The organism is Butyricicoccus sp. OF27-2pH9A, from assembly GCF_027693185.1.
GTDB lineage: Bacteria > Bacillota > Clostridia > Oscillospirales > Butyricicoccaceae > Agathobaculum > Agathobaculum butyriciproducens.
This window is the reverse complement of sequence record NZ_JAQEXK010000010.1, coordinates 89,177-106,928: the sequence shown is the minus strand read 5'-3', so window position 1 is coordinate 106,928 and position 17,752 is coordinate 89,177. Positions and strand designations below refer to the sequence as shown.

Sequence of the window (17,752 nt, the reverse complement as noted above, 5' to 3'; positions counted from 1 at the left end):
AGCAAACGCCAGTACCAGTGCAAGAACCTTTTTGAAGTTGCAAGGAAAATCTCAAAATACGCACTTGGATTAGAAATTTATAGGATATCAGATGTTTTATGAACTTTTTTAATATTTTGTATGCTTTAAGAGAAGATACAATAAATGGATATTTGCACTCTAAACACAGACAGACGGATGATATAATTCGTAAAATTTATAATCTGATTTTTGTTCAATCTGCTAAAATTAAATTTAGAAACAGATGTCCTAAAAGCACTCGTAGCATCCATATAATGGTACTTGAAAGAAAATATATAAAGCCTAAAATAGTTCAACAAATCCACGAATATATTCCAAATCCACGAGCTATACCATAGTTTCGAGATTTTTGCGCGAATCTCAAAAAGGTTCTTGCACTGGTACTGGCGTTTGCTTGCGCATTCACCATGTTTGCTGGTGCAGCGTTCACGGATCAGGCCGACATTAAGGTCGATTCTGAAGTCGTGGACACTCTGGTATCGCTGGGCGTAATCGAAGGTTTCGAAAACGGCTCCTTCCAGCCGAACGGTACTGTAACCCGTGCTCAGATGGCAAAGATGATTTACGTTCTGCGCACCGGTAACTCTGACGCTTCTGCGTACAACAACGACAAGACCACTTTCACCGACATCAATGGTCACTGGGCTGCTGGCTACATCAAGTACTGCCAGTCTCTGAACATTATTGCTGGTAAGAGCAACACCAAGTTCTGCCCGAACGACAAGGTAACTACTCAGGAAGCTGCTAAGATGCTGCTGGTAACCCTGGGTTATGATGCTAAGAAGGCTGGCCTTGTAGGTGCTGGCTGGGCTTCCAAGACCAATGCACTGGCTGACGAGAACGGCCTGCTGGAGGACGTTAACACTTCCTTCACTGGTGCTTGCCCGCGTCAGTATGCTGCACAGCTGATCTACAACACCATTTTCGCTCCGACCGTTGTTCTGCGTGACGACGTTTACACTAACGAGAATTACGCTGGTCACGACAACAAGACTGTTGGCGAGAAGTACATGGGTCTGAAGACCACTGTTGGTACTCTGGACACCGTTTCCAAGGAGTCCGGCAAGGATACCTACAAGCTGACCATCGGTGAGACCGATAACACTGATGATGATAGCACCAAGCCGCTGGTAACTTCCTTTACCAAGGTTAAGAAGGACTACAACAACCTGCTCGATCAGGAAGTTAAGGTTCTGTACAAGGCTAAGGACGATGTTTACGGCGTATTCGCTACCGAGGATTCCGACGTTCTGACCGGCATTCTGGGCGACTTCGAGAAGTCCGATGCTAAGCTGAAGTTCAACGGTTCCAAATACTCTGTTGGTAAGACCAGCGATGACGATACCAACCTTGTTAAGGTTGATGGCTCTAAGACTAGCGATACCAACGCTAACAATATTGTTGCATACGTTGATGCTGCTAAGGGCCTGTCCAAGGTTTACTCTGCTTCTACCCGCAGCAAGGACAACAAGATTGTTCAGCTGAATGTGAAGACTGTAACCATCGCACAGGTTACTTATGTTGGCAAGGATTACATCAACGCAACCAAGAAGGCTGGTCCGAACTTTGACAAGATCGACACCGATTCTTCTAACTATCCGTCCGACCTGAAGAAGGACGATTACATTGCAATCTACAACGCAGACAACTTCTCCGATGACAAGCAGGTTGTTGAGAAGCTGGATGTTGTTGAAGGCAAGGTAACCTCTACCAAGAATGCAATCACTGCTGACGATTACAGCATTATGGTTGACGGCAACTGGTACGAGATGGCTATGGCTGCAACCATGAAGGCTGCTCCGAGCCAGACTCAGGTTGACTATGTAGGCAACGAAAAGGTTGAACTGAAGGACGAGGTAGCAGTAGTTGTAAAGAACGGCTATGTTGTTTATGTTGATGACAACGACGCTGGTTCTAAGGACGTTGCTCTGCTGGTTAAGGCTGTTCAGAAGACCTCTGCTAACGATGATGACATCGAAGGCCGCCTGATCTTTGCTGACGGCTCTGACAAGACCGTTACCATCAAGGACACCAAGATGTTCGCTAATGTTGGTGGCGAGACTCTGCCGTACAACACTCCGGTTCTGGTTTCCTACAAGAAGTCCGGCGAGAAGTACGAGCTGACTAAGGTTTCCGGCGTAATCAGCGGTTACGATGATTACAAGACTGATGCTAAGCGTGTAAAGAGCGACAAGCTCCAGAAGCAGAGTGGCTCTAATTGGGTTGCTGCTGACATCACTTACATCAACAACGATGCAACGGTATTTGTTCGTTACACCAGTGGTAGCGATACCAAGTACTCTGTTATCACCGGTTCTGCTCTGAAGAACTGGAGCGACAGCAAGGTATTTACCTCCGCGCAGGTTCTGTCCAAGAAGTCCAATGGTATGCAGTATGCTAAGACTATGTACGTTGACCTTGGCTCTTCCAGCATGAGCGGTGGCAAGGACATGACTTACGGCTATGTTCTGGAAAGCTCTCGTTCTGTAACTGAGAATGATACCGATTACACCACCACCAAGGTTTGGAACGGTACTGAGGAGATCACCCTGAAGGTTGAGGACGGCGACGCTCTGGCTGAGGGCGATGTTGTAGAGTACTCTGCTAACTCCGATGGCACCCATGACATCAACAAGACCTACAAGCTGGATTACGCTGGCACTGCAGGCGATAATGACACCTACGCTCTGACCCGCGGTGTTGTAACTGGTTTCGATTACAATGCTACCGACATTGAGGGCACTCTGGTTGGCTTTACCGCTGCTAAGAGCACCACTGCTGGTTACACTGATGATTATGTTGCAACTCAGACTGCATTCACTCTGAACATCAGCAACGATGATCACGATTCCGTAGTTCTGTTCGTAGACACGGACAATGCTCGCGGCACTGCTAACGGCGAGTTCCAGAAGGCTGCTGAAAACAATGCTGCTCAGAAGCTGGCTAACGTTGCTTACTACGCAGACGCTAACAGCAATGTTAAGATCATCATCGTTGACACCCAGAACATTTACGCTAAGTAAGTTTCTGACTGTCGCGGTTATGTGACTGCAAAATCGAAAACCCCCGAGGATCTCCTCGGGGGTTTTCCCTTTCTTCGAAAAAATTCGCAAAAATCCAAAAGTTTTTCTTGCAATTTCGGAAAAATCGGCTATTCTATACCTCAAACAAACGGCGAGACGCCGGACAGGAGGTATTTCACTATGGGATTTGAATCGTATCGGCAGGGCGCGTTCACGAAACGGTTGGCGGATCTGCCCGACCAGCCGAACATGCAGGCGGCGGAGCTGAAAACGTACTTCGACTCGTCGCCGGAGGAGCTGCGGCAGGCGCTGAACCGGCTGTGCGACGCGCTGGGCGAGTTCTCAGCGGCGGCCAAACTGGGCTACACCGCGAGTGCGGGCGTGCCGGCGCAGACCGTTCAGGACGCGATCGAAAACGTGCAGAAGCAGGTGCGCGACGCGTCCGTGGGCAAGCTGCCGAGCGGCTGCGTGGACGGCGACAAGCTGGCGCAGGACGTGCGCAACCGCCTGACCGCGATTGAGCACGCCGCCGAGTCCGAAACCAACGCGCGCACCGAGGCGGACAGCGCCATGCAAACCGACATGAACACCGTCAAAACCACGCTTACGGTTAAAACTGCGTGCAATTTCGGCACATATACCGGCGATGGAACCGAAAAACGTACCATCACGCTTGGGTATCATCCCAAGGCCGTGCTCGTGTTCCGCGACGGCTGCTACACCGGCTACAGCAGCGCCATTTACGGCGGTCTGGCGGCGGAGAACGTGCCGCTTATGTACGGCGATAGCATCGGCCTTGGCGTCACCGACGACGGCTTTCAGGAGCTCAATAGCCGCAACTGTGCCCTCAATTTGAGCGGGTATAAGTATTCGTTTGCGGTTTTTGCGTGAAAATGGGAAAAGGAAAACCCCCGAGGAATTTTCCTCGGGGGTTTTGATTTTGCTGTGAAAGTAATTTTGAGAAATTACTTAGAAAGCAGGTGACCTACGTTGCTTGCACCGTAAGTTACGTTCAGTTCGCTATTGTCAGCGTCGAATACGATAGCAACAACATCGCCATCAGTATTCAGAACAACGTATGCGTTCGGAACGTAGTAAGTGGTACCAGCGTCAACGAACTCGTTAGCCTTGGTTACGGTGTCCTTAGAGCCTTCCATACCCTCGGTCTTATCGTCGTTAACTGCGATGAATACGCAATCGTCATCCAGATCAGCAGACTTCTTAGCATTGGTCTTATCGCGGTAAGCAACAGTGCCATTGTCGAAGCCGGTAATAGCAGCGACATTGATGTTAGCTACATCGTTCAGAGATGCAACAGTATCCTTGTATGCACCAACAACCTTTACGTTGTCAATGTACTTGCCATCTACGGAGTACTCAATTACAGAACCAGCAGAAATGTTGCGGCTGGAAACGTCCTCTACCAGAGTTACGTTCTCAGAACCGGTCCATACATCGTATGCAGCCTTCTTCTCGCCGTCAACGTCGGTCTGGTAAGAATCAGAGGTCAGGTAAGCATACAGCTTGTCGTTGGATGCACCCGGGACCTTGGAACCAGCGCCGGCGTTAACCAGAGTAGCAAACTTAACATAAGCGATACCGTTGGAATCCTTAGTCAGCATCTGAGTGCCAGAAGTGAATGCCGGAGTAGCAACGTCGCTCCAGTTCTTAACCTGCTTGCCCGTCAGAGTCTTAGTTTCGCCCTGAACCTGTACGAATACAACTGCATCGTCAGCAATAGCATACTTAGCAATTTTCTGCTTGAAGTACAAGCTATTATTGGTGTTCTTGCTGTCGGTGTCCGCAACCAGAGAGGTCTGCCAATCCAGACCAACCTTGTTAGAGGTACCTACTGCCTTTACGTCGTAGGTGCCGTCAGACAGCTTGGAGTAGGTGTACATAGCAGAAGCGGTCAGAGCAGTCTTAGCTGCATGATCATCATCGCCATCATCCGTAATCTTCTTGCCGTCAATCTTGGAAACCTTTACTTCCTCGTCCTTGCCGTCCTGGAAGAACATACGAACCTTCAGGGTGCCGGTAGACTCGCCCAGAGTCTTATCCAGCTTGTTTACGTCTGCACTCTGATCGATTGCAGAAATGTAAGCAATGTTGGAAGCGGAAGCTGCGGTCTCGTCAGCGTCAACAACTACGTTGCCAACGATTACGAAATCATAAGTGTTGCCGGTGGTAACAGAGATAACATTGCCCTCTGCCTTAGCCAGCTTATACCAGTTGTTGTTGGTCTTAACCTCGTTGGAACGGGTAGAATCAGCCTTAGCGGAAACTACGTCCAGCTTGGAGATCAGATCGTTGTCGGAAGCGCGGTTAGCGTCGTCAACTACGGTTACGAAGTCATCCTTCTTGATGCCGTCGTAAACGTCAGCGTCCTCAAACTTAATGGTAGCGTTTGCTTCGCTAGCGGTCAGGTAGTCCAGAGTTACAGAAGTCTTGGAAACAGCGGTAACCTTAGCAACCTTAGCCGGGGTAACTACAGCAGCGTCAACCTTGCCGTTGCCGTCGTTGTCAATCAGCTTGATGGTGGTAGCTGCGGTGGTCGGGGTGATGGTGCCCTTTGCAGCAGCGGTAGCCAGCTGAGTAAAGGTCTGCGTTGCAGAGGTAGCCTGTGCAGTGTAAACCTTGTTAGTGGTCAGCGGGGTAGTGCCGTCAACCTTATAGGAAGTACCATTCAGCTTGATCTTGTCGGAGCCGTCCAGCTCGAAATCGCCCAGCAGGCCGGTAGCGATTACCTTGGAATCCTCATCAGCGTATACACCGTAAACGGTATCGTCGTTGGTGTTTACCTTGCGCAGAACCTTGACATTCTGACCGAGCAGCTCGGAAACGTCAACCGGAACCTTGTTGTAGGTGGTGTTAGCACCAGAAGTCTGCTTGGAAGTGGTGATGGTGTAGTAATCCTTGCCATCAACCAGGCTGCAGGAAAGCAGCATATTAGCGGATTCCTTAACAAGATCCATGTACTTCTCGCCAACGGTGTCGTTCTTGCCGTTACCGGTGAAGCTCAGGTTGGTGTACTCGCCATCACGCAGAACAACAGTGTTAGCGAAGATGGTGTTGTAGATCAGCTGTGCAGCGTACTGACGCGGGCAAGCTGCGGTAAAGGAAGTGTTAACGTCCTTCAGCAGACCGTTCTCGTCAGCCAGTGCGTTGGTCTTGGATGCCCAAGACGGACCAGTCAGACCAGCCTTCTCAGCGTTGTAGCCGAGGGTTACCAGCAGCATCTTTGCAGCTTCCTGTGCGGTTACAGAAGCATTCGGAGCAAAGATGGTGGAAGACTTACCAGCGATAATGCCCAGGGACTGGCAGTACTTGATGTAGCCAGCAGCCCAGTGGCCGTTGATATCGGTGAAGGAAGTCTTGTCGTTGTTGTAAGCCGAAGCATCGGACTTACCGGTACGCAGAACGTAGATCATCTTCGCCATCTGCGCACGAGTTACAGTGCCGTTCGGCTGGAAAGAGCCGTCTTCGAAACCGTCAACGACGCCCAGCGCAACCAGCATGTCCACAGCATCAGTAGCCTTAATGTCGGCCTGATCCGTGAACGCTGCACCAGCAAACATGGTGAATGCGCAAGCAAACGCCAGTACCAGTGCAAGAACCTTTTTGAGATTCGCGCAAAAATCTCAAAACTATGGTATAACTCGTGAATTTGGAATATATTCGTGGATTTGTTGAACTATTTTAGGCTTTATATATTCCCTCCCGAGTACCATTATATGGATACCGCGAGTGTGTGAAAAAAACTCTGTAAATAAGATTCTTCTATGATAATTAAGGGCGATGAGCTTATGGATTAGGCTTGTTGCTCTTGTCTTATATATAATAGCTACATGCAGACATGTCAAGAACAGGCGGTTTCCTGCCTGTCTTCTTGACCGGTCTTCCAATTATTCAGGTAAACGTCCTGTTACAATATATTTGCCTCGGAAAAGTGGCAGCCAGCTACGAGCCGAGACATCTCGTTGCTTAAGCTGTTAGAATAGGAAGGTAATGGTCTGACCCTTTCTTCCAAGGGCTTCGTGCCCGTTGTTAAGTCAGCCATCCTCCTGTTCGCAGCGTTCGATTTGTGCAGGTAGAACCGCGTGTTCGTGTCACCAAACAGATAGAATCGGCAACAGGTAAAGATGGCTCTGTCCATTGCAAATTTTTTCAGGAGTGATGAACATGAACGCAGCAGGCATTGACGTTTCCAGCAGCAAGAGTACCGTGGCCGTACTTTGTCCTTTTGGCGAGGTGGTAAAACTGCCATTCGATGTGCGCCACAGCGCCGAGGAACTGGCCTCTCTGGCAGAACAGCTTAAATCCATTGAGGGCGAAACACGAGTAGTTATGGAGCACACCGGACGTTACTATGAGAGCATCGCCAAGGTTCTCCATGAAGCCGGACTTTACGTTTCGGCAGTCAATCCTTTGCTCATCAAGGAGTACGGCAACAACTCTCTCCGCAAGGTCAAGACAGACAAGGTGGATGCGATGAAGATCGCCAAATACGCTCTTGACAATTGGAGTGAATTGCGTGATTATACTCCTATGGATACGATTCGATACGATTTGAAAACTATGAACCGTCAGTTTCAGCTGGCAATCAAGCAGAAAACCGCTACCGCAAACAACCTTATCGCACTTCAGGAACAGTCTTTTCCCGGTATCCGCAAGCTGTTTGACAGTCCTGTACGCAGTGACGGCACCCAGAAGTGGGTGGATTTTACACATGATTTCTGGCATACCGATTGCGTTCGCAGCGGCAGTCTGAACGCTTTTACCGAGCGTTACCGCAAGTGGTGCAAGCGAAACCGTTACCAGTTCAGCACAGAGAAAGCTGCCGAGGTATACGCTCTGGCAAAGTCCGCCGTTGTGCTGGTGCAGAAAACATCTGTCACGAAAACGCTCGTTCAAGAAGCTGCAAACCAGTTCACAGCAATCTCTCGCAGTGCTGAAACGTATCGCAGCGAGATGAACAAGCTGGCATCTCAGCTGCCCGAATACTCTATCGTCATGGAAATGTACGGTGTGGGTGAATCCCTCGGGGCTCAGCTCATGGCGGAGATCGGGGATGTGCGCCGCTTTGAGCGCAAACAGTCGCTGGTTGCCTTTGCAGGCATTGACCCTGCGCCGAGCGAATGGCTCTATCCCGAATTCTGTGTAAACTCCGCATTGGATGTAAAACAGAGTAAAATATTCACAAGGCGGCATTGTAATTCGAGACCGCCTTTGTAACAAGATAACGCCGATTATGGCGAAAGCATGTAGTTGCGCCAATCGCTCAGTCTGGCATCCGATCCTCAAAATAGACTGCCTGCTGAGCATGGATCATACTCCAGTCCTGACGGCGGCCGGTCCACTTTTGGGTAATATCCATCATTGCCAGATACAGCATTTTGAACAGACTCTCATCAGTCGGAAACACGGATTTCGCTTTTGTTACCTTGCGAAGCTGGCGGTTAAAACCTTCAATTGCATTGGTCGTATAAATCAGTCTGCGAAGCTCCTGCGGAAATTTGAAATAAGTGCTGAGATTTGCCCAGTTTGCCCACCAGGACTGCGAAATAGTGGGATATTTCTTATCCCAGTGCTCCGAAAAGGTATTCAGCGCCATCAATGCCGCATCCTCATCAACCGCAGCGTAAACCGCCTTCAGATCAGCCATAAGCGCTTTCAAATCCTTGTAAGATACATATTTGCTAGAATTTCTAATCTGATGAATAATACAGTTTTGAATCTCAGTCTTAGGAAAAACTGCCTCAATTGCCGTAGAAAAGCCACACAGATTGTCCGTACAGGCGATAAAAATATCTTCAATCCCACGGTTGCGCAGACTGTTCAGTACAGTTGCCCAGTATTTTGCGCTCTCGTTTTCACCAACCCACATGCCGAGAACATCTTTGTGCCCGTCCAGATCAATGCCAATCGCGATATAGACAGCCTTCTTCACGATGTGTCCCTCGCTGCGCACATGATAGTGGATCGCATCCAGAAATACTACCGCGTAGACCGCCTCCAGCGGCCGCTGCTGCCATTCCTTTGCGACAGGCAGAATCTTATCCGTAATGCGGCTTACCGTCGTATCAGAGACATCTACGCCGTAAATATTCTGGATATGTGCTTCGATATCGCCGGTTGTCATGCCCTTGGCATACATCGACAGAATCTTCTCCTCGATATCCTGACTGATACTGGTTTGATTCTTTTTCAGCAGCTGCGGCTCAAATTCACCCTTGCGATCCCGCGGAACTGCTACTTCTACATCGCCGAAACTGGTGCGAAGTGTCTTACTGCTGTGGCCATTGCGGCTGTTTTCGGTATTTTTGTTGCAATAATCGTACCTGCTGTACCCCAATTCATCATCCAGTTCAGTTTCCAGACCGTCTTCCATGAATTCGGCAATTGTTTCTTTGAACGGATTTTGGATGTCATCCATGCTGGTGATGTTGCTCATATCCAGCAGCTCTCGGATTTTTGATCTTCGTGCATTCTCTTCCGGTGTTCGTTTCTTTACTGGCATTTTGCTTTCCTCCACGGTTATATCTCTATTTTACACCTTCGCAGAGGTTTACACAAAATTTGGGATGGCGTCTGAAAAGCGCATGGAATTTCACCTAAAATGACTTAAGTTACACTTGGAAATTTCTTTTCTGCATAAATCGCAGCGATTCTGCCACCTCACCGGAGCACCTTGCCACTAAAAACTCAGCCAACGCAAGCACTGGCTGAGCATATATCAATTTCCCCAATACTTGGTCGCGCCCCACATTCGTGCGATGTTTTTCACAACATACAAAACGCAATAATAGTCCGTGAATTTCAGTCTTCGCCGCTATCTTTCTGCTCAGAGGTCCTCTAACTACATTCATACAAGCCTAAAGGCGCAGCTTTTGAGATATCTGCTCAAAAGCTGCGCCTTCCCCATTATTTAACTTTCGCACATACCGCTCTTATAATCTGACCACGCTTCATGCCCTCAATGCCTTTTGCACCGCGTCCCTTCTCTCTCAGCACACTAACGTCACGACACTGCGCATATCCGGAGTCTGACAGCAGTAACACTGCCTGATCTGTATACAACACCTCCGCCAAGCGATCCGAACCTTCCACATACACCAGGCAAACGCCTTCTCCGACATGTCCTTGCGCTCTGAGCTGCGCCTTTTCTTCACTGTCCGCACGCAGCACAAGCAGCTTCCTCTGTTGAGAAACAGCTGTTAAACTACGCTTTGGCTGATAAACCAAACAGCAGCATAATCTATCGTCTGTACCTGTTTTCATACGCATACCTTTGGTCAGTCCACCGCCAATGTCTACGCGCTTGTACAAATCCGAAACATGCGTACGTAGTGCCTGTCCCTTTTCGCTAATCAGCAGAATATCATCAGTAGCCTTACAGAAGCAAGCTGCTGCCAGAGGTGCCCCGCCTATACGTACGACCTGCCGCTGGCCCTGCCATGCACACAGTTTGTCTGCTGGTAAGCGTACTATATCGCCATTTTTCGCTCCACAAATCAGCGAATCTGCATCCTTTTCACATGGAATCATGATACCGCCCGCTGCCAACGCTCTGCGACATTCTTCCCACGCATCTGCCTGTAAAAATTCTTCTGCACTGACCTCGGCTAGCAAATACCATGCCGTTCCCTCTCTACTAACTACAATTTTATCTGCAGATTGGGAAAACGGCCATATCGTTTCAATTCTGTCTATTGTCTTATCCGCAAAAATCTTCTCATCACGGCGTGCCCTCTTTGTCCCGTTATAAACGAATTCCTTTTTCGGCACTTCTTTTAAGACACCGCCTGGCAAAACTGCAATCAATGTATCTTCGCAAACCGCCATCTTCACTTCTTCCGAAGAATCTGCAATCGGATCTCCATCCCCATTGGTGATTTGAGGCTTCCAATTGATCTGCAGATCGTCAATGGTCATCAATTCGCTCAGAGGATCATCACACTGCGCGATCATAACTGGCTTATCCGCCAGCTTTCCAGCTCTTACATTCTCTTCGGCCTCTGTCACAACCTGAGTCACTGCATTCACCATACTAAGCCCGCTCGGTTTTTGATACGGCAATGCGGTTGTCTTTCTTGCATCCTTCTTCATTAACCGGATATCGCCCTCAAGCTGAATCTGCATTGTGTCATATGGTTCCAGCGTGTCAATATAAAGATCAAACTCCTCGTCCTCTTGTGCGACCAAACGAGTCGATCCTCCGCATACTGCCGATTGACCCTTTTCAAGCGTAGTCTGCTCCATATCTGTCGCACCGCAAATGTATCGGTATAACGGGCGCTGCATTAAAATATGCAGCAGTTCACGCTGACCGTCTGCATTGGCATAGTCAAATGCTTTTACATTAGGATCTTCGATTTTGTGACCCATCAGCACAGAAATTGCAGCCCGAGAAGCATCAGTCGCAATCAGCTCCGTTGCAGCTTGATGCCGTAAAATGTAGGCTACTACTGTATTCTCGTACTCCACCCCTGCCTCTTTATCAATGGCCATCATTGCCTCGGCTTCAAAGAAAAAACCTTCTTCGACACCCACATCAATGCAAATATCCTTAAAAACGCGGTTCATTTCCTTTGCTGTACACCGTGTCAGCAGATTCGTACCTTGGCAAGCAAGCGGCATTTTGTCTATATCCAAGTCCGTATAGCCGTTTTCCTCCATGTACTCCTGCACCATACGCTTACGCTCTTCCAGCAGATCATAAAACTGCGGCAAAAGCGGCAAAAGTCTGTAACCGCTTGCGGTTTTACTGCCAGCTTTAACGGTTCTTGAGCTTTGCTCTTCTACTTCCCGTCGCTCTATGGAGTACAAATCATCTGCCATCTTACGGACATTTCCAAAGGACAAACCCGCAGCTTCTGATGTACGGCAGCCCAGCAAAAGCATGACCAGCAAAGCAATGCACTCTCCCTGCGTCGATGCCCGCTTGATCAACTCGTTATAAATTTTAATTTCTGCTTCAATCGTCAGCGATTTGGGCCGCCACTTGCAAAGTTCAGCTGCTTCGCGTACTGCCAACAACTGCTCCACAGTCAGCTGATTCAGGTCTGCCGGAATCACAAACGGCGCCAAGTCTCTGAACCGCATCGAGGAAAGTCCCGCTCGACATGCCTGCTCCACAAAGCTCACGAAAATACTCCGCGCTCTTTGATCCTGTGCATCACTGCCTTCAAAAATGTCAATTTTAGACGACCAAATCTGCTCCGCCGTTTCTTCTGTCAGCGAAGCATACTCAATGTTATTATAAATCTCAGCAATGTAATGGTAGAAAACACTATCATATGCCCTGCATGTGCTGTCAGCCCATTTGCGCGCATTCTGTATAGCCAAAATTACCCGCTCGTAAGCACCCCAAACGGTTAGTTTGCCATTTTTCGTTTTTTCGTTATATATTTTGCCCTTGCGTCTGCTGCGGCATGGCTTAGTTCGCTTTGTATTATAACTACCGGTTTCTTTTCGCTGAGTTGTGAAAAATGCCATTTATTTCACTCCCTATTCCGCTGCTTTATATTTATATAATAACATTTTAGCAAATAAATGTCATTATTGGTTAACTCAAATTTCATTATGCAACATAAGGACCTATTGCAAGATACAATAGGTCCTTATCTACAGGCATTAAAAAAGAGCCTTTCGGCTCACACATTACCATTTTTCAATTTTAATGCCATGTTCAGTTTGAATTTTGACACTTGCCCCACGTTTCACCCGCAGATGCAGGTGCATGGCCACTTTCCATCTATCCCCCTTTCCCGCTAACAAATTATGGAATCTTGTAAGCTGTGCACATAGCGTTATCAGCGCAACCCTAGAATTGTAGTCCGCATACCACTCTTCGTACGTCTGACCTGCCTTACACCCCAATATCTTCTGTACTTGACCATCTGGCATACCGCATACAGCCCGGCAGTAATACTCAAAACTTGTACGAATTACGTCAGTTCGTGATATTTTCGCATATTCCGGTACTACTTTTTGCAGCAGCTCTTTTTCAAAAGCGCGCAGTTTCAACACATCCCATCGACGTCGATTTTCGTCTACAATCAGCGGAGCATCCACCTTTGCACCCGCTTCCAACCGCGACTTCAAAAGCACACTTAGTGCTGCTTGTGCTAAAGGGGTACACGGTATGCGCCGCAGCTTTCCGCTTTCACGCTCATATGGCTTCCACTCCGCAACTTTACCTCGCTTTTGTACGGATTTTGCACCAATTTCGATATATATCACATCTTTATATCGCATCAAATCGCCAATATTTAGTCCACACAGCTCTCCTGTCTTTACACCCGTGGTCAGATGAAGCAGCACGGCTGCATACCGTATATCTGTCTTCATCCCCTCTATACATAAGTCAGTTAGCAGTCGCATCTCCTCAAAGGTAAGGATGCGCTGACGCATATTTCGATCCGCTTTTTCTACCTCGCTGCGCACCGTTACAAGCAACTTTTTTACCATATTTTCTTTTAAAAGTCTTTGTTCAACGGCTTCATCATACAGCCGATTCAGAGCACGCTTTAGTATGTCACCTTTCTCTTGGTTCGCGGCCACGGCTTTTACTGCGCGGAAAGTTACAGCTTCCATCTTTTCCTGTAGCTCAGGCAATGGCGGAAGCATTTTTACTGCCTGCCGCACCAACTCTCGATGCGCTTCATCACTCTTTCCGTATACGCGCTCCATGCTTTCTTCCGGCAGCACCAGAAGCAACAGCGTCGGTGTCGCTTTCTGCAGTCGACCAGCTCGTAACCACTCAAGCACCTGTCCACGATTCTTCCATATAATGTTTTCTGCAGCTTTTATGACAGCCTCAGCCTTCATACTCTTTGCCGTAACCAGTTTACTTACGCCTTCCCCATGCAGTATACTCCCATCTGGCTGCCTCATACTGATATAGCATCTAGCCTGCCCTTTAGTCGTCATCCCCATTTCTGTCACACGGAAAGGTACTCCATGCACCTTCACATTAGGCGAATTTTTGCATTTTCTCCCCACTATTCTCACTCTTTTCGTGTATATACTCTCGAAAAATGGTATAAAAAATGACCAATAAGAAATTTACTTATTGGTCTTTCTCTTAACTTTTTTGATATACAAAAAGCTCCACTATCGCATCTTTTTGCGACAGCAGAGCCACTTTACCCACTTTTCGATAGTACTATTATACACCCGAAAGATTCTCTTGACAATCACCGTTTGATTCCAAGTTGTTCTACCTTTGTTCCACTTTGTTCTACTCCTGTTCTGCCTTTGCATATATCCAAAAACGAGCCTGAAAAACGATTAACTCCGAACCGCTTTGCAGCAAAACAATCCCGGAGCACAGACTCAACAAGCTGTGCTCCGGGAGTACGGCGTACCATTTCGTAAATTGTTCATATCATATCTTCCCGTGTTGTTTCTTCGCAAATTGTGCTGCCTGGAGGCAGGTCAATTTGCACAAAATCCCCTGAAATATGCTGCCTTACAACGGCTTTTCAAATGTCGTATTAGCAAGGTATTAGCAGGAACCCCTTGTGACAGAGGGCTTCCAGGGGCCATTTCAAAATGCTATTAGCACAGATGGAGGATAATCTTATGAGCACCAACACACCTAACGAAAAAGGAACGCCCCAAAGCAGAACATACACCGTGAATGACATCGCAGCCATTCTCGGTATCGGTCGCGCTACGGCCTATAGGCTCGCCAACTCCGGAGCGTTCAAGACGATCCGCATCGGTAACATGATCCGCATCTCCAGAAAGTCCTTTGAGGATTGGCTGAAGATGGAGGAAATCGAGTAAGAATAGCACTAGCACTAAAGAGGACCATGGTAGTTAAACCTATGGCCCTCTTTGCCTTTAAGGTGGGAGTTGTCCAAATCATAAATTGCAAGAATTTTATTTTCCAGCAAACTCGACTATAGCTAATCAAGAAAAATACAATTTATGCGTATTGGGAGCAGGAAGCTTTGTACGAACTCCGTCAAATGAATACTGTCCTAAATGCTGCCCATTTTTATCGAACACTTCAAATCCACCACTTTCAAAATCAAGCGACAAGTATGTTGGTGTTCTTGCGAATTTGCTATATATCGTTCTCAAACTCTTTTGCTTTTTTGAATTGAGCATACTCAAATGATTATTTTTACTGTATCCGTTACGAAAAGCTACCTCATCTCCAATTTTAGAGATGAGGGCTTTTCTGTCTTCAATATGCCGCCTTTTTAAAAAGTCGACATTCAGTAAGGAACAATAATGCTTATTAGGAAACAACTCATCAGAGGCTTGATTTATCATGATCGAGGCTATTTGACCACTACAATCTATCTCAGGATTAGAAATGGGGGTCACTCAAAGGTAATATACAAGAAGTATTTCCTAATAAGTCATTAACTTGATATATACTCGAATTACAAATGCGGTATTTTTTGCTCTGAGATACATCAAACAGCACATAATTTGTTCCGCTTGGATTCAATGAACTACGAAAACACAATCCATCAAAAATTGTCTGGTCGTTAGAGTCTTTTAAGTGTTTTATGTATTCGCTGATGTATTGTGTAGCTAAATAGTACGATTTTCCTCCATAGTTAGGTTGACCAAAATATCTGGATATTTCATCATAATCTACCCAATCAAAAGGATCCGACTTATCAGCTTCTAAAGAAGATGGTTTTATAAAGCTGTAAATTGTTACGTCCTCAAGTAATTCGACCTGAGCAACGCTAACAAATTGAGTTGGAATTGAACGAACTTCTAATACGGCTGTTTGAATATCATTTGCCGCATAGAGATAACTGATACCATCAGGGTTTATTCTCCCAGGGGACGCGGTTCCTTTAGGTGGAGCATCAGATCCTTTTTCGTCGTATCCCCAAAAAGATATTTTGGAGTACTTTTCTAAGAGTTGTTCGTGTCTTTCCTGCCAAGGGGGTAAAGCCTCCGGATGATTTTTAACATATAGGCAGAATTTTATCCATTCTTCGTCGCCACCGTTTACATCAAATGTAGGAACGACTGCCTGAGCTAAAGAAAACCACTCAGTAGTTATCTTTGAAAACAGCAAATTTTCATCTTCCTTGCTAATCAACCGGCAACGATATAATGTGCTTCCTTTTTTTAAAGTACATAAAGATACCTTGGATAGATTTTTAATTGCATCGCACAATTTGCTCTCCGGAAAAAATCTATTTGAAAGACGCAAATCAGATTCCAATTTATTAAGTAGTTTCCGTGTGTTTGTCTGTTCTTGAAGATATAGATAAAACAAAGCCATCATGTATTCATCATCAAGAATGTTTTTATCTGCGTCCATACAAGTACTCCCTTCGCCAGTCTATTTTAATTTTAGACAAAATGCAAAGAACAATCAAGGAGGTAACAGTTTGAAACTTGTGATCTGTGAAAAAACGAGTGTAGCAAAGAGTATCGCGTCGGCCCTGGGTGTCACATCCAGGGCCGATGGCTATTTTGAGGGCGGCGGCTGGCTCATTTCCTGGTGCATCGGGCATCTGGTAGAGCTGGCGGACGTGGCCGCCTACGATGACCGCTACAAGAAATGGCGGTATGAGGACCTTCCCATCCTGCCCGACCCCTTCCGCTATGTGGTGTCCGAGGAAAAGGCCGCCCAGTTCTACATTCTCCGTTCTCTGATCGAGCGCCCCGATGTGACGGAGCTGATCAACGCCTGCGACGCGGGACGTGAGGGTGAGCTGATTTTCCGACTGGTCTATGAGGCCGCCGGATGTTCCAAGCCTTTCTCTCGTCTCTGGATTTCTTCGATGGAGGACGCGGCGATCCGGGAGGGCTTTTCCGACCTGCGCCCCGGCAAGGACTATGACCCGCTGTATCAGTCAGCGCTTTGCCGCCAAAAGGCGGACTGGCTCATCGGCATCAACGCGAGCCGCCTGTTCTCCGTCCTCTACCATCGAACCTTGAATGTAGGGCGGGTGCAGACGCCCACCCTGGCAATGCTGGCTGACCGGGACAGCAAGATCGTTCTGTTCCGCAAGGAGAAATACCATCATGTGCGGCTGGCGTTGGAGGGAGCTGCGGCGGTTTCTGAAAAAAATTCCGGCTATGGAGGATGCCCAGGCCATCCGGGACGCCTGCGACGGACAGCAAGCCGTGTGTGTATCCCTGGTGCGGGAGAAAAAGACGGAGAAGCCGTCCAAGCTGTACGACCTGACCACCTTGCAGCGGGAGGCAAACCGGGTATTCGGCTACACGGCCAAGCAAACCCTGGACTACGCCCAGTCGCTCTATGAAAAGAAGCTGCTGACCTATCCCCGCACGGACAGCCGGTATCTGACGGGCGACATGACGGAAACCGCCTCCGTGGTCCTGCATCTGGCGGCGCGGGTGCCGCCCTTCGACGCCTGCCCGGAGTTTTTTCCCGATGTTCTGGCGCTGGTGAATGACAAGGAGGTATCTGACCACCACGCCCTGATTCCCACCCTGGAGCTAGAAAAGGCGGATGTTCCTGCGTTACCTGTGGGCGAGCGCAATATTCTTCTGCTGGCCTGCTGCAAGCTGCTGTGTGCGGCGGCGGAGCCTTTCGTGTATGAGGCGGTCACAGCCGCCTTTGATTGCAGCGGCCACACTTTCACGGCAAAAGGAAAGCAGGTGCTTTCCCAGGGCTAGCGTGCCATCCAGGAGGTGTTCCGTTCCTCCCTGAAGGAGAAGCCGGAGGATGAAGATGCCGAGGGTGTTCT

The 17,752-nt window shown here is 48.0% G+C and carries 11 protein-coding genes and 1 pseudogene; 6 read left to right on the top strand and 6 right to left on the bottom strand.

Annotated features, from left to right (window positions below; all coding sequences use genetic code 11):
* Positions 1 to 428 precede the first annotated feature (428 nt).
* Positions 429 to 3,044, top strand: a complete 2,616-nt coding sequence (locus PG722_RS09170) for an S-layer homology domain-containing protein (RefSeq protein WP_270580342.1) — start codon at positions 429 to 431, stop codon at positions 3,042 to 3,044.
* 180 nt (positions 3,045 to 3,224) lie between these two features.
* On the top strand, positions 3,225 to 3,935 hold the full coding sequence (locus PG722_RS09165; protein ID WP_270580341.1) for a hypothetical protein: 711 nt from the start codon (positions 3,225 to 3,227) through the stop codon (positions 3,933 to 3,935).
* Positions 3,936 to 4,009: 74 nt separating this feature from the next.
* Here PG722_RS09165 and PG722_RS09160 read toward each other — a convergent pair whose 3' ends face one another.
* Complete coding sequence (locus tag PG722_RS09160; protein ID WP_270580340.1) at positions 4,010 to 6,622, bottom strand: S-layer homology domain-containing protein; 2,613 nt, start codon at positions 6,620 to 6,622, stop codon at positions 4,010 to 4,012.
* 604 nt (positions 6,623 to 7,226) lie between these two features.
* Here PG722_RS09160 and PG722_RS09155 point away from each other — a divergent pair.
* Positions 7,227 to 8,279, top strand: a complete 1,053-nt coding sequence (locus PG722_RS09155; RefSeq protein ID WP_270580339.1) for an IS110 family transposase — start codon at positions 7,227 to 7,229, stop codon at positions 8,277 to 8,279.
* Positions 8,280 to 8,325: 46 nt separating this feature from the next.
* Here the strand turns inward: PG722_RS09155 and PG722_RS09150 are convergent, their stop codons facing one another.
* From PG722_RS09150 to PG722_RS09140, 3 genes are all read right to left on the bottom strand, one after another.
* A complete protein-coding gene (locus PG722_RS09150) occupies positions 8,326 to 9,564 on the bottom strand; it encodes an IS256 family transposase (protein ID WP_270580344.1) in 1,239 nt (412 codons plus the stop codon).
* Between the two features lie 404 nt (positions 9,565 to 9,968).
* Entirely contained in the window at positions 9,969 to 12,542 is a 2,574-nt protein-coding gene (locus tag PG722_RS09145) for a DNA gyrase C-terminal beta-propeller domain-containing protein (protein ID WP_270580338.1), read from the bottom strand.
* 165 nt (positions 12,543 to 12,707) lie between these two features.
* Positions 12,708 to 13,877, bottom strand: a complete 1,170-nt coding sequence (locus tag PG722_RS09140) for a hypothetical protein (RefSeq protein ID WP_270580337.1) — start codon at positions 13,875 to 13,877, stop codon at positions 12,708 to 12,710.
* Positions 13,878 to 14,633: 756 nt separating this feature from the next.
* On the opposite strand from PG722_RS09140, the gene PG722_RS09135 reads away from it, so the two are divergent.
* Entirely contained in the window at positions 14,634 to 14,840 is a 207-nt protein-coding gene (locus PG722_RS09135) for a helix-turn-helix domain-containing protein (RefSeq protein WP_270576714.1), read from the top strand.
* Between the two features lie 126 nt (positions 14,841 to 14,966).
* On the opposite strand, the gene PG722_RS09130 is transcribed toward PG722_RS09135, so the two are convergent.
* Both PG722_RS09130 and PG722_RS09125 read right to left on the bottom strand, forming a co-directional pair.
* A complete protein-coding gene (locus PG722_RS09130; RefSeq protein ID WP_147357790.1) occupies positions 14,967 to 15,335 on the bottom strand; it encodes a hypothetical protein in 369 nt (122 codons plus the stop codon).
* Between the two features lie 37 nt (positions 15,336 to 15,372).
* Positions 15,373 to 16,353, bottom strand: coding sequence for an RES family NAD+ phosphorylase (locus tag PG722_RS09125; RefSeq protein WP_270576717.1), 981 nt, complete (start codon positions 16,351 to 16,353; stop codon positions 15,373 to 15,375).
* Between PG722_RS09125 and PG722_RS14205 the strand changes: the two are divergent.
* Positions 16,316 to 17,038: pseudogene (locus tag PG722_RS14205) on the top strand (DNA topoisomerase); the annotation flags it as partial. The gene PG722_RS09125 and the pseudogene PG722_RS14205 overlap by 38 nt on opposite strands.
* A 25-nt stretch (positions 17,039 to 17,063) precedes the next feature.
* Positions 17,064 to 17,681 (top strand): DNA topoisomerase, encoded by a 618-nt coding sequence (locus PG722_RS14200; RefSeq protein WP_442867840.1) that lies wholly within the window; start codon positions 17,064 to 17,066, stop codon positions 17,679 to 17,681.
* Positions 17,682 to 17,752 lie beyond the last annotated feature (71 nt).